Origin of the sequence: Chryseobacterium sp. SN22 (assembly GCF_008329705.1) — a bacterium.
Lineage (GTDB): Bacteria > Bacteroidota > Bacteroidia > Flavobacteriales > Weeksellaceae > Chryseobacterium.
In genome coordinates this window covers 12,780-26,162 of record NZ_VTSX01000007.1, presented here as the reverse complement: position 1 = coordinate 26,162, position 13,383 = coordinate 12,780, and the positions used below count along the sequence as shown (strand labels likewise).

The 13,383-nt window shown below is 39.3% G+C and carries 15 protein-coding genes and 1 pseudogene; 4 read left to right on the top strand and 12 right to left on the bottom strand.

Annotated elements, in window-relative coordinates:
• Genes FY557_RS05960 through FY557_RS05950 form a run of 3 tightly spaced genes read right to left on the bottom strand, consistent with a single transcriptional unit; the run spans position 1 to position 1,677 of the window.
• Positions 1 to 720, bottom strand: a complete 720-nt coding sequence (locus FY557_RS05960) for a hypothetical protein (protein ID WP_149246379.1) — start codon at positions 718 to 720, stop codon at positions 1 to 3.
• A gap of 19 nt (positions 721 to 739) precedes the next feature.
• The gene (locus FY557_RS05955) at positions 740 to 1,357 is read right to left on the bottom strand and encodes a hypothetical protein (RefSeq protein ID WP_149246378.1); all 618 of its coding nucleotides are present in this window, start codon (positions 1,355 to 1,357) and stop codon (positions 740 to 742) included.
• Positions 1,354 to 1,677 carry a PadR family transcriptional regulator gene (locus FY557_RS05950; protein WP_149246377.1) on the bottom strand — a complete coding sequence of 108 codons (324 nt, stop codon included), beginning with the start codon at positions 1,675 to 1,677 and terminating at the stop codon, positions 1,354 to 1,356. Before FY557_RS05950 ends, FY557_RS05955 begins: the two co-directional genes overlap by 4 nt.
• A 149-nt stretch (positions 1,678 to 1,826) precedes the next feature.
• Here FY557_RS05950 and ruvC point away from each other — a divergent pair, with 149 nt between their 5' ends.
• Positions 1,827 to 2,381, top strand: a complete 555-nt coding sequence (gene ruvC, locus FY557_RS05945; protein WP_149246376.1) for a crossover junction endodeoxyribonuclease RuvC — start codon at positions 1,827 to 1,829, stop codon at positions 2,379 to 2,381.
• Between the two features lie 51 nt (positions 2,382 to 2,432).
• Here ruvC and FY557_RS05940 read toward each other — a convergent pair whose 3' ends face one another.
• The gene (locus FY557_RS05940; RefSeq protein ID WP_149246375.1) at positions 2,433 to 2,843 is read right to left on the bottom strand and encodes a hypothetical protein; all 411 of its coding nucleotides are present in this window, start codon (positions 2,841 to 2,843) and stop codon (positions 2,433 to 2,435) included.
• A 169-nt stretch (positions 2,844 to 3,012) separates the two neighbouring features.
• Between FY557_RS05940 and FY557_RS05935 the strand changes: the two genes are divergently transcribed.
• Together FY557_RS05935 and FY557_RS05930 are read left to right on the top strand one after the other, a co-directional pair.
• Positions 3,013 to 4,083: a DUF4407 domain-containing protein gene (locus FY557_RS05935; protein WP_149246374.1), complete on the top strand. Its 1,071-nt coding sequence runs from the start codon at positions 3,013 to 3,015 to the stop codon at positions 4,081 to 4,083.
• Between the two features lie 89 nt (positions 4,084 to 4,172).
• On the top strand, positions 4,173 to 4,370 hold the full coding sequence (locus tag FY557_RS05930; RefSeq protein WP_149246373.1) for a KTSC domain-containing protein: 198 nt from the start codon (positions 4,173 to 4,175) through the stop codon (positions 4,368 to 4,370).
• Between the two features lie 273 nt (positions 4,371 to 4,643).
• On the opposite strand, the gene FY557_RS05925 is transcribed toward FY557_RS05930, so the two are convergent.
• The 8 genes and pseudogenes from FY557_RS05925 to FY557_RS20580 form a co-directional block, all read right to left on the bottom strand.
• Entirely contained in the window at positions 4,644 to 6,524 is a 1,881-nt protein-coding gene (locus FY557_RS05925; RefSeq protein ID WP_149246372.1) for a GEVED domain-containing protein, read from the bottom strand.
• Between the two features lie 305 nt (positions 6,525 to 6,829).
• A complete protein-coding gene (guaB, locus tag FY557_RS05920) occupies positions 6,830 to 8,290 on the bottom strand; it encodes an IMP dehydrogenase (RefSeq protein ID WP_149246371.1) in 1,461 nt (486 codons plus the stop codon).
• 212 nt (positions 8,291 to 8,502) lie between these two features.
• A complete protein-coding gene (locus FY557_RS05915; protein ID WP_149246370.1) occupies positions 8,503 to 9,009 on the bottom strand; it encodes a DUF4252 domain-containing protein in 507 nt (168 codons plus the stop codon).
• A 19-nt stretch (positions 9,010 to 9,028) separates the two neighbouring features.
• A complete protein-coding gene (locus FY557_RS05910; protein ID WP_149246369.1) occupies positions 9,029 to 10,297 on the bottom strand; it encodes a DUF4252 domain-containing protein in 1,269 nt (422 codons plus the stop codon).
• A 60-nt stretch (positions 10,298 to 10,357) separates the two neighbouring features.
• Positions 10,358 to 11,026, bottom strand: coding sequence for a hypothetical protein (locus tag FY557_RS05905; protein WP_149246368.1), 669 nt, complete (start codon positions 11,024 to 11,026; stop codon positions 10,358 to 10,360).
• Positions 11,001 to 11,510 carry an RNA polymerase sigma factor gene (locus tag FY557_RS05900; RefSeq protein ID WP_149246367.1) on the bottom strand — a complete coding sequence of 170 codons (510 nt, stop codon included), beginning with the start codon at positions 11,508 to 11,510 and terminating at the stop codon, positions 11,001 to 11,003. Before FY557_RS05900 ends, FY557_RS05905 begins: the two co-directional genes overlap by 26 nt.
• An 84-nt stretch (positions 11,511 to 11,594) precedes the next feature.
• Complete coding sequence (locus FY557_RS20585) at positions 11,595 to 11,807, bottom strand: hypothetical protein (RefSeq protein WP_410495724.1); 213 nt, start codon at positions 11,805 to 11,807, stop codon at positions 11,595 to 11,597.
• Positions 11,808 to 11,825: 18 nt separating this feature from the next.
• Positions 11,826 to 11,873: pseudogene (locus tag FY557_RS20580) on the bottom strand (hypothetical protein); the annotation flags it as partial.
• 229 nt (positions 11,874 to 12,102) lie between these two features.
• Between FY557_RS20580 and FY557_RS05890 the strand changes: the two are divergent.
• Positions 12,103 to 13,383 (top strand): SprT-like domain-containing protein, encoded by a 1,281-nt coding sequence (locus FY557_RS05890; protein ID WP_149246365.1) that lies wholly within the window; start codon positions 12,103 to 12,105, stop codon positions 13,381 to 13,383.

Below are 13,383 nucleotides of genomic sequence, written 5' to 3'. Positions count from 1 at the left end.
TTATCCGGCGTTAAGAAACCGCTCTATCCGGACCAGTGATTTTTTATGCTCAAAGAAACTCAACATCACAAAGATAATCATTACCTGCACAATATAAGGCAAAAGCAACGTTACCAATACGTATCCTATTTCATCATCATTATGCTCCCTGAAAAACAAGTACGGATATTTTCCTTCTTTCACAATAATCTGCGCCATCAGTCCGATCATTGACAAGGTAAGGGCTGCATTTTGCTGATACATCGTGTAGAACAGTTTCCCCTCATATTTATGATCGTATCTGATGTAATTCAGCATTTTATAGTTGATAGCCCAAACTATGACAGGAATAACTATAAACAAACCGTTTTGTATTCTGAAAAGATCTGTATATTGATCTACATCATTGGCCAGGTAAATCAAAACAAAGCTGATGGCTAACGAGACCAATCCTATAAGAAGCGATTTTTTAAGAAGGTGAGTATTTCTTGTCTTAACAATTTTTTTAACAATGACCGGAATCTCCTCCGCGTAGAAAACGGGATATTTTGTCATCCGGAATTCGCTTTCCCACAATTTCTGCGTCTGATGGAAAGCTTCTTCAAAACTCTTATTTTCTTCAGCCTGAATTTCTGCAACCTGGGAAATCATATGATCTTTTACTTCCAGCAGGATATCCAGCGGAAGTTTATGAAGAATTAAATAATCGGTTACGGCCTGTTCCTGTTGTTCTGAAAACATATGTAATGGTGTTTAAAATTTATTGAACAAGAACATTGATTTTTTTGATCCTGAAATAAAGCAGCTGAATCTGTATCGTCAGCGAATAAAAAATAACCAGCTGGTTGCAGACCGGTTTCCAGAATTCAAATTCTCCTGAAAAATAACATCCTACCGGAAATATGAGCATACCCAGGAGCATGTTTCTTATAATTAAGGGATGAAAACTGATTCGCTGATATTCAATGAATTTTACTTTCCCTGAAAGAATTCCAAACAGGACGATCGCAAAAAACGCAAGCAAGGCGGAAATCTGGAAATAAAAATAAGTTTCACCTGACAATACATAAACACCTGCCAAGATAACTGAAACGAGTAATGCGGTAAAGGTAATTTTATTAAATCTTTTCTGCAAAAGCGCCTTCTCTATCCTCGCTATTTTCCTGAATGAAAAAAAGTCTGCCTTTACCATTTCAAGTTCTTTCTGCCAGCTCATCCGGGCTGTTAAAAAGGCTTCCTGAAAGTTGATATTACTGTCTTCCATTAAACCGGTAATCTGCATCATAAAATGATCCTTAACCTCCATAAGAATTTGCGGAGATAATCTTCTTGACATAAGATAGACGGTAATCTGGTTTTCCTGGTCTGATGATATCATATATTAAAAATTGTATTGAGATGAATGAGATAACTTTTCATTTCCTCCTCCTGTACCGCCTGCTGCCTTTTTCCTTTGTCGGTTAGAAGGTAATATTTCCGGTCTCTCCCATTGATTTTCTGGATTTCGGAAGTAATCATTCCTTCCGCTTCTAGCTTATGAAGAAGTGGATATAAGGCACCTTCCGTCATTTCCAGTTCACCCTGGGTAAGTTCCTTTGCCCGCTGGGTAATCTGATATCCATACATCTTTACTTCTTTTGCCAGCAGCTTCAGAATAATGTTTTGCAGCGTCCCTTTATAAAGACTGTTCTTTTTCAATATCACAACTTTTATACCTTGTAAATATATGCATAATTTTCTTATGTATGTAAATTTGTTTGATCTTTAATGATGATTAAATTGAGGAACTAATTTCTTAGTTGAAAATATTCTGATAAAGAAATGCAGAAAGCCTTATCTTTGACGCAATGATTGCAGAGAAGATTATTTTAGGAATCGACCCGGGAACGACGGTTATGGGTTTTGGAATTATTTCCGTGAAAAAAGGCAAAATGGAAATGGTATCTATCCATGAACTGTTGCTTCATAAATATCCCAACCACGAAACCAAGCTTAAATATATTTTTGATAAGACCCTGGCACTGATTGATGAATTTCATCCGGATGAAGTGGCCCTGGAAGCTCCTTTCTTCGGTAAAAACGTCCAAAGTATGCTGAAGTTGGGACGGGCTCAGGGCGTGGCGATGGCTGCCAGCCTTTACCGGAATATTCCGATTACTGAATATTCCCCGAAAAAAATAAAGATGGCCATTACCGGAAACGGAAATGCCAGCAAAGAGCAGGTGGCCGGAATGCTGCAGAACCTTTTTAAGCTGAAAGAATTCCCAACCAAATACCTTGATGCCTCCGATGGTCTGGCCGTAGCGGTCTGTCACCATTTCAATTCAGGAACGATTGCCGATACCAAATCCTACACGGGCTGGGAAAGTTTCCTGAAGCAGAACCCCGAACGTTTAAAATAAAAAGATCCCGCAGAATATACTATTTGCGGGATTTTTACTCTCCTTCAGAATTTATTTCGTTTTATATTCTTCCGGCGTGATTTTAAAGTCTGCGGTCTTCTTACCGCTTTTATCATAATAAGTGTAGACCATCGTCACATCATTGTCACGGAATTCCTTAATCTCAGGAGATGTTTTGATTACCCTCAAAGCACCCTCTTTGGCTGAAGTCTTGAAAACTTCGATCTGCTCAGGGCTTACTCCTTCCCTTGCATCATCCGTTAAAGTATAATTGTACCTGAAAATTTTACCGGGCTGTGCCGAAACACTGTCAAGACGGACACCGTCGGCCAGAACCTGTGGCGTCGTTTTGTTAATATTGGCTGCTACTTCTTTTAGATCATCATCAATTTTGTTCTCTTTTTTACATGAAGTTAAAGCCAGTGTAAGGCATACCAGGGAAAAACTGATTGCATTTTTCATATTTAAATTTTTAATGATTGTTATTTAAAGATAAGAATATTTTCTTTAATAAATTTAACTTTCTGACTGACAATGAAATAACATATTTGAAAGATATACTTGGTAAAACATAATACTATCTTTTACATTGGTATGGATTTTAGTAGTACCTTTGTATAAATTTTCTGTCATGAAAAACAACCAACAAACTATAAATCAATCGAATCATAACATCAATTGGTTCCAGAAGTTCCTGATGGTCTGCTCCGGAGGAAACATTCATATTTTAAGAAAAACGCCCAGCGAATGGAATAAATTCGCAGGCATCGGCGGCATCGTCCTTTTCACTGCTGTTTTCGCTACACTATCTGCAGGGTATGCGATGTATACGGTATTTGATGACATCTGGACCGCCATCGGTTTCGGAGTTTTATGGGGGCTGATGATCTTCAACCTGGACCGTTACATCGTTTCTTCCATCAAAAAAACAGGAACCTGGTGGAACCAGGTATTAATGGCTATTCCAAGATTAGTCCTGGCTACTTTCTTGGGGATTATCATTTCTAAACCTTTGGAGCTTAAAATTTTTGAAAAAGAAGTGAACAAACAGCTGAACACCATTATCCAAAGGAATAAAAAACAGCTTCAGGGCGAAATGAGCGGAAGGATCCTTCAGCAAAGCGGCCCTTTCGAAACCGAGAAGAAACAGATTGCCGACAAGATTGCCGGTTACCAGAAATCATATGACTCTGCATCAGTAGAGCTGGAAAAAGAAATCCTGGGAAAACAATCCGGCTTAACCAGCGGTAAAGAAGGTTTCGGCCCGAATGCCAAGCGTAAGCAGGAGCTGAAAGAACAGAGAAGACAGGATCTTGAAAATTACAGGCAACAGGCCGCGCCCCGCCTGGAATATCTGGATAAGGAAATTTCAAAAGTCTATACCAATCTGGAAACAGAGAGAAAATCTACAGAAACGTTTGAAGATCGATTCAATGGTTTTGCCGCAAGACTGCAGGCACTAGACGAACTGGGTAAAAATTCTGCCATCATCGGACTGGCAGCCACTTTTATCATGGGGCTTTTCATCTGCCTTGAAATTTCGCCGGTGCTGGTAAAACTGATTTCCCACGTCGGGCCTTACGATTATCTCCTGGAAAAGACAGAAAACGATTTCCGCCTGTACGCCAAGGAAAAGGTAGAAAAAGGAAATGCCCTAACCGATTTCCGGATTGATGATTTCAAGGATCATTTGGGTAAATAAATAAGTTTCTTAAAGCAGTGCATTATAACCATCGCTGTCTGGCGGTGGTTATTTATTGATAAAGGAATATTTTTTGTACCGGATCCAGTATGCCCTCATCAGTAATCCATACGTATGTCTATTTTCCGCAAACTGAGACTTTGAGAATTACATATCAGTCAGGAGCGGCGTACGATTACCTGGAGGTGCCGGAGGATATTTTTGAACGGTTCAGAACCGTACAGTCCAAAGGAAGGTTTTTAAACTACGTTATCAAACAGAAATTCAGATACCGGAAGATTAAATGATGAGCCTGAATCCTTTCTGAAAAATCATTATAATTACTCGGTCAGCTTATGGCTGATCCAATTGAAAATAACTAAGGCTGCTTCAAATGAAACAGCCTTAGTTCTATTTATTGATCAATTATTACAAAGAATAATTCGAAACTTTACGCATATGATCACATCGTGAAATGAATGCCTGTATAGAAACAAATTCTTTTAACATTACCGAATTCTGCTGTGAAGCTTGTTTCTACATTATTGCTTGATTAAGCATCTGTAATAATCAACAATATATTATTTAACGATCAGTTTGGAGGTTTTACTGTTCTTACCATTTGAAATCTGGATCATGTACACTCCTTTTTCAAGATGCTGATTGATTTTATAAAGATCTTTTCCTTCTCCGGTTACAGACGGATTAGCAATTAATCTACCGGATATATCGGAAATAGAAATTTTAAGGTCCTTTCCATTTTTTGCTTTAACAAATACGTTATCTCCACTTACAACAGGATTCGGGTAAATTACCAAATCATCATTATCTGCTTTAGTTTCATTAGTAGCAAGCGCAGATGAAATTAAGGTTACGGCATAATCTTCAATTTGACCGGATCCAAGTTGTCCGCAAGGTGAGTATGAGCTTGTACTGTTCATATCAGCTAACACTCTCATACGAAGAGGAGTATTCATTACAGCAGTTGACGGTGGTGTAAAATTAGCTGTAAAACTTCCGAAGCCACTAGCTCCGGCAGCCACATTATTTCCTGACGCTACCAATTCCGAAGTTTCAAATGTTCCGTTATTGTTATAATCGATCCATACTCTGATTGATTGATTAGCATTTGTTAATTTTACAAATTCTACAGTAACAGTCTGCTGTTGATTTATTACTAAAGAAGTATGAGCATTAGCAAGACAACCGTTCAAAGTGTAGTCTACATAATAGTTCGCATGAGCCTGCCAATATCCTGGCGATTCATTATTAATTTGTCCCAATTTAACAGCTGTAGGACCTGCAAGATAGTTTCCAGCACTTGTCATCCCTGTAGGATTACATGCAGATGCAACCGGTACAATAGAAGGAGCAGCGTTAGTGGGTAAAGCAGTTGCTCCTTTCGAAGTTGTTAGGCTTCCTCTAAACAGCATGAAAAAGTTATCAATATTTTCACCCTGCCCAGCCGTGAATTTTTGTGCAAGTGAATTAGAATAATTCATCATATTATACTGTACTCCCTGGTAGTTAGTGCCTGTACAAGGATTAATTTCAGAATTTGATGGTACCGGCCAAAGCGTATAGCCGCTTCCTGCCCATTCTGTGTCACAGATACCATCATCATCATTTTCACATACCCCGGTAGTTGGTGGACAATAATCTACATCACCGGGAACAGCAGCATAATTTCCTCCATCGAAAGTATGGTATAATCCCATAGCATGACCGAATTCATGAGCGAATGTTGTATCATGTGCATTGGTAACAACTCCTGATTTCATGAAAGACTCATAGTTCGAATCAAAATTATTAGGAAAAGCAGCAAATCCCATCAGACCAGAATTTGGCGACGTACTTCCATCAAAAGTACTGATGACATAGATATTAAAATACGAGGCTTCAGGCCAGTGAGGAGCTAAACCTTTAATAGAAGCTCTGCTTGCTCCATTAGTTGTCTGATAGGCCATACCATAAGTATTATAGTTAGTCAATGACCCTCCATTATATCTGACAATTCCGTTAGTAGGCTGACAGTCTGGTGTCCTTTTGGCTAAAACAAGTTTGATCGGAAATACAGCAGATTGACCAAAGTCAGCAGGTACTCCGTTAGCTGGCCAAGGATAAGTTCCAGCATACATTTTATTTGCATTCTCTATCCATGTCTGTATCTGAGCATCAGATTTGTTATAAGCACTTCCAACTGAAGCACCATTAGGATAAATAACATGAACGACTACCGGAATTTCATAAACTCCATTCACAAGTTTAGCCGATTCAGCAGAAGGATTGTTTTTCTTTTCTGCTTTAATTCTGTTAACAATTTTTTCAAATGCCTCTCTCATGCCAGGATTCTGCCTGTCCTGTAAAGCTACTTCTTCATCAAAACCACAGATTTTATTTTTCTGTTGGGCAGTTAGTGATAAAGAAAAGAGCATAAGGCCATAAAGTAATGTTCTCTTCATTTTTCTTAATATTTTAAGTTGTCAAATTTACAAATTATTATATACTATTATTCGTTTTTTATTATTCTTTAATTAATCACTTTTCATTATAACGAATTAATAAACTTTTAAACGATATATCCCTAGAATTTATTTTGTGAATCTTTATTATTATATATTTTTAGTCATGATATTATGTAAGACTAATTGAATCAACTATTAATTAACAAACTACTAATGTAGGCTATGAATGAATTACAATAGGAAATAAAAAAAGCTGCTCAATTATTTATTGAACAGCTTTACGATATATTTTAAAATATAATTTACAAAGAATAATTTGGAGCTTCCTGTGTGATGATCACATCGTGAGGATGGGATTCTTTTAATCCGCTTCCGGTAATCATCACCATTTTGGTTTCTGTCTGTAATGCTTCCACATCTTTAGCACCACAGTATCCCATTCCGGCTCTCAGGCCTCCGGTTAACTGGAAAATAACGTCTTCCAGCTTTCCTTTGCTCGGTACTCTCCCTTCAATTCCTTCCGGAACGAATTTTTTAGCCTCACTCTGGAAATACCTTTCTTTTCCGCCTCTCTTCATCGCAGAAAGACTTCCCATTCCCTGATAGGTTTTGAATTTTCTACCCTGGAAAATAATTTCTTCTCCCGGGGCCTCATCCGTTCCTGCCAGAAGTGATCCCAACATCACTGCACCTGCCCCGCTCGCAATCGCTTTTACAATATCTCCGGAAAGCTTGATTCCTCCGTCAGCAATGACCGCAACATTTTTGGTTTTGGCATATTCGTACACGTTGTAAATCGCAGACAGCTGGGGAACCCCTACACCTGCTACTACTCTTGTCGTACAGATAGAACCAGGTCCGACTCCCACTTTAAGAACGTTTGCACCGGCTTCAATCAGGTCTTTAGCCGCTTCAGCCGTTACAATATTTCCGCCTACGATATCCAGATCCGGATAGGCTTTTCTGATTTCTGAAATTTTATCTAAAACGCCTTTGGAATGCCCATGCGCCGAATCGATACCGATGATGTCCACGCCGGCTTTTACCAGGGCTTCAATTCTTTCCAAAGTATCCTCTCCAACCCCAACTCCTGCTCCAACGATCAGTCTTCCGTTCTGATCTTTATTGGCATTCGGATATTCAAGCTGGTTATCAATATCTTTGATGGTAATTAAACCTACCAGCTTATTTTCAGCATCCACGATCGGAAGCTTTTCCACTCTGTTTTTAAGAAGGATTTCCTTGGCTTTCTCAAGATTGGTATTTTTATCGGAAGTGATCAGGTTTTCTTTGGTCATGATCTCTTCCACCTTCATTCCAAGGTTTTCCTGGTATTTTACATCCCGGTTGGTAATGATCCCAATCAATACATTTTCAGCATCCACTACCGGCAGTCCTGAAATCTTGTATTTTGCCATAAGCTCCTTCGCTTCTCCCAGGGTAGCTTCTTTGGAAAGCGTTACAGGATCGGAAATCATTCCGTTTTCGGAACGTTTTACCCGGTTTACCTGGGCAGCCTGTTCGGCAATGGTCATATTTTTATGGATGAAACCTAAGCCTCCCACTCTTGCCAGGGCAATCGCCAGTTCAGCTTCCGTTACCGTATCCATTGCAGCGGAAACAATCGGAACATTCAGCGTAATTTTGTCGGTAAGTCTTGATTTTAAGGAAACCTGGTTAGGTAAAACTTCTGAATAAGAAGGGACTAGAAGCACGTCATCGAAAGTGATGGCTGTCTCTACAATTTTGTTATGAATAGACATCTTTACTTTCTTGCAAAATTAAGGTATTTTATCGGAATACGAAAATTCATTTTAATAGTTTAAATAAAACTTAATAATCAATGATTTAAATCAAAAAACCACTCCTTGCGGAATGGTTCTTAACAAAATAATTTATTCTTTTCAAGACGATGGTTCACCGTTTCAGTCATTTTTTTGGCAATTGATCTTTATTTGAATATCAACAAATAAGATTATTTATCCGATGCCGATGCAATCATTTTAGAGATATCACCGGTGGTAAAGTTTCCCTTTACGTCTACGAATAAAAGCTCTTCTTTTGAATTGATGGTGATCAGCATATTTTTAATGGCATCCCCTTTCTGCTTTACCCGGATATTGATCCGGTCGCCGTCATGCATAATCGTCGCCCAGTCTTCATAATTATTGTCATTTAAATAAGATGCAAAATCCCTCAGCATATCTTTGTCTCCGTTTTCTACCGTCAGCACTTTCACTTTTGAAATCTTTTTGATGATCCGGATAACATCCTCATGGTCTTCACCGTCTTCCCGCAATGCTTTTTTGATGACCGGTTTGGCGAGGAACATCGGCAGGTTGATGCTTGTAAATTTTGCGCCTTTGAATTCCTTTCCGGAATCTGAAAAATACGACCTATTCGCTTTTCCGTGAGATACGATGCAGGACTGCATCATCAGCATGGTGCAAAGCATCAGAAAAATGGTTCTTATTATTTTCATGGTAAACTGTATTTAAAAATTAATTGATCTGCTTTAAAGTACCACCGGATATTTTACTGATATCAGACGTAATCTGAGGATTTCCCCGGTACCGGATCATACCGCCTGAAGATGCCTTAGCTTTCAGGGTATCCGATGCATTTACCGATAGACTTGCGCCGGAAGTAGATTCTGCTTCTACATGATCTGCCTTGAAATTCTCTCCTTTGCAGAGTGCGCCGCTGCTGATGTCAAAGGCTGCTGTTTCCGCCTCTCCCGCAATACTGGTATCGGAACCGCTTGAACCTTTAAAAGTCATATTTTTAGCCTTCACCTCAACTTTAATGTTTGTTCCTGAAGATGCTTCCACCCTGGCATTATTTGCCACATCAAACATTCCTTTGACCATAGCCCCGGAAGAAGCATCGATACTCAGGTTATTTTCCCGGACCGGACTGATGGTTGTGAAGAGCGCCCCGGAAGATGCTTTGAGATTATTCATCCTCGGTGACGATACGTTAACGCTGATGTTTTTGAACTTTAAATCTTTCTGTCCTTTGTTATCGACATATACTTTCAGCACCCCATTCTCCACTTTGGTGATGATGTACTGAAGCTTATCGGCATCGGCGATGACCTTCACGCTTGTAGAACCTTCCTGTTTGAAAACCAGATTCACGCCTGTGCTTACCTGGATTCCTGAGAACTCTGCCACATTCCGGTTTTCCCCGTTCAGGTAAGATGAGGTATTTTCGGAAATCGTGTTGTTTCTGGAGTTGGTTACCGGGTTGATCCTGGTTTCAGTAGAGTTGATGATCTTGTTGATATCGTTCATCGACAGTTTTCCGTCCAGCTTGATCAGGATATTTTCTTCCCCGCCGTTATCGATGCTGAGCAACAGGTCATCCAGCACGCCGTTCTTTTCTTCTGCGGAAAGAAATTTAATTTTTGCCCCATTGCTGTTCATGGACATGATTTCACTGTAGTTCAGGTTGCTCAGGAACGATTTGATGTCTTTATTGATCTGCGCCAGCTCCTGCTTCTTTGCCGAACTTCCCTCCTGAGGTTTTTCAGCGATAAAAACTTTTAATCCGTTGATTTTAGACAGCAGCGGCTTGATCTGGTCCAGCTCTGCATCTCCCAGGTCCAGACTGCTCAGCATCCCGAACATCGGTTTGGCAATCTTAATGGTCGTTACGCCCTCCACTTCCTGATATTTATCAAAAAGCTGGTCTACTTTATCTTTCTGCCCGTACACATTGAAAAAATGGGTAAAGGCCAATGCGAATATGATGAATACTTTTTTCATGAGTCAATTTTTATTTGATTACAGATGCCTGATCAGGTGCATAATCTTGGTTAAGGTTAATTAATAATCGTCGTCAACGACTTTAGGCTGTACTAATTTTTCACTGACGTTATTTGCAAATATTTGAAATGAATATTTAGTCACGTTAATGGCTTCTTCCACATTGTCGATTCTTTTCCCGTTTACGATCACGTAAGAATCTTTATAGCCCGTAGAATCGGCTTTTGAGGAATGATAAACATATTTCGGCTTTCTTTCTTTTTTCAACCTTCCCCTTTTCGGCAGGATTTCATCCAAGACATCTTTTTCCGCTATTTTGCCACCTTCAAAGATTGAATCTTTCTTCGCTCCGGAAAGGGAATCATTTGTAGGGTTTACAGCCACCTGTTCCTGATGTTCGCTGTTTTCTTCGATGAAATTGTTTTTCTGCTGTCTGATCCGGTTTTCCACCAGTTTCGCCTGGTCTTCAATCTGAGAATGTTGATTCATATTAAAAATAAAACCTACACTCAACAATACGATTACACTGGCCGCCATCCAAAACCATTTTGGGAATGAAGGTCTTGCTTTTATACTGATCGGGATGATGGGTGTTTCCTGATTTTCCTGGGCCTCATCTTTTTTGCCTTCCGCTTTCTTCAGGAAATCTTCAAAATCCCAGTCCATTTTTTCTTCCTTTATGTCCCGGAAGATTTCGTTGTATTTATCTTGAAATTTGTCTTTGCTCATAATTCATCAATTGTGAAATTTGCTCTTTTACCTTTTGTCTTGCCCGCATCAGGTTTACCCGTACTGCGTTTTCTTCCATTTCCAGCATTCCGGCAATCTCCGAAACTTCATATTCCTCTACATCCTTTAAATGGATCACCGTCTTTTGTTTCTCCGGAAGCTCATTGATAAAACCGATGATGTACTCCTTCAGGTTATTCACCTCCATACTGTAAAGCTCTGACCGGTGAAGCTGCATATCGGCGAATCCAGTCTTCACCTCGTGATGCTTCAGCCGATTCAGGCATTCGTTTCTTACCGCTTTCAGTGCATAGGACTTTAAGTGCCCGAATTGAGCCAGCTCTTCTTTTTTCTGCCAGAACCTGATCATCAGGTCCTGCACCACATCTTCCGCTTCATCACTGCTCATCACAAACCTTTTCGCAAAGCGATACATCTCATTTTTGAGACTGAATACCGTATCCCTGAAGGTTTCCTGAGTCATAAGTTTTGTTTCTATAAGTAAGACAACCGGTTTTTACATTTCATTACATGAAAAAACAAAAAAACTTCAAAATTTTTGAAGTTTCTATTTTTTACCGAGAAGCAGCTTGAGGAATTCGATCTCCGTGTCTTTATCCTTCAGCCTTTGCTCGTATTGTTCGATAAGTTTTTCAGATAATGTGATGGGCGCATAATTCTGAGCTACGGCAATTTCATTGTTATTCTGATTAATAGTTATACTATCTCCGCTTAAAAAATCAAGAACACTTATTTCAAGTGTCTTTGCAATATCCTCCACCTGATGAAAATCCGGTTTGGTTTTATCATTCTCAAAATTGGAATAGGTTTTCTGGGAAACATGCAGGACTTCGGCAAGGTATTCCTGCGTGAAGTTTTTACCAAGTCTTGCTTTTTTTATTTTTCACCTAACGTCATAGCATAAAAGTATTTCCTTCAAAAGTACATAAAAAATTCTTTTAGAAAAAAAGAACGGAAAGCAGTAAATTTTTACTGTATTTTCTCCATTTGTTTTTCACACTTTTGTTGAGTAATTAAAAGATTTATATATTTAACCCATTAAAAACAAAATGACTATGACGAGAAAAATTGTTTCATGGCTGGCCTGTATGGCGGTCTTTCTTTTTACCCTTAATTCCTGTGTTCATGATGAGATGTCTTCATCGGGTCAACCGGTATCAAACGAATATACCAACCTTTCGCTCTGGAAGCAGGATGAGAAATACATCAAGAATGTAATGAAAATCTATGCAGAGAACGAGGATGAGATCAGGAAATCCGGCGGAACCCCGCTCTGGAACTATGCCACTACGTCCGAAAGCTTTGACGAAAGCTTTGTAGCCGTACCCATCGTAAGCGGCGACAGGGTAACTTCCGTACTGAAGATACCGAGACATGGCCGGAAAGTATACTTCTATTACACCAACGATCCGCAGGACATTGAATTTTTCCAGGGACTTGTTTTTGCCAGGACGAAAAAGGCGGCTAAAGCGGATGCTTCTTATGCCCAAAGTGAAAGAACCTCCTGTACCAGGCAGTCGATCGCGGTATGGATCCCGGATAATGAAAGCAGCCCTGATCCTTCGTCGGGTTCCGGCCACTGGTCCACCAGATCCTACATCAAATGTATACAGCTTATCGACAACTGTGTAGGCATAGTGAATGCAAACGGCGTCTGCGAAATGGGAGGCGGAAACGAAGGATACGATTATTCCGGCGGTGGGGATGAGGGAAATAACGAGGAAGATAATATAATAAGTCAATTACAAAATTATCCATGTGCTGAGAGTTTAGTTCAGCAACTACCTAATCTAGATAATGAATTAGCAAATGCAATGCGACAAATTTTTCAAAATAATGAAAACTATAACATTACATTTAGATCAAGAAGTAATATGGGTAATATAGATGGTGTAACTTTTACTTCTCATAGTAATACAGAAGGATTTACAGCAATTATAAGCTTAAATGATCAAGTTTTGACAAATGCGACTAAAGAATATATCTTAGTGACAATGTATCACGAAGTTATCCATGCATTTTTAGATTACGAAAAATTTAGACTTGGTGACACTGCCTTTCAAGACCAGTATCCTGGTGTCATTGTTGGATATGACTATACTGCAGATGGTACTGTTGTTAACAGATATACCTATATTGATGGACATCAACAGCTTATCCCATTTCTTACTACCTTACAAAACATATTGTCAGCATATAACCCTAATCTTCCTCATGATGTAGTTGTAGCAATGGCAAGAACTGGCATCGCCACAACAACACAGGCACAATACCAACTAAATAGTAATGAAAAAAATACTACCTTAGGAAATCATAAAGGAACCAAATGCCCTTGA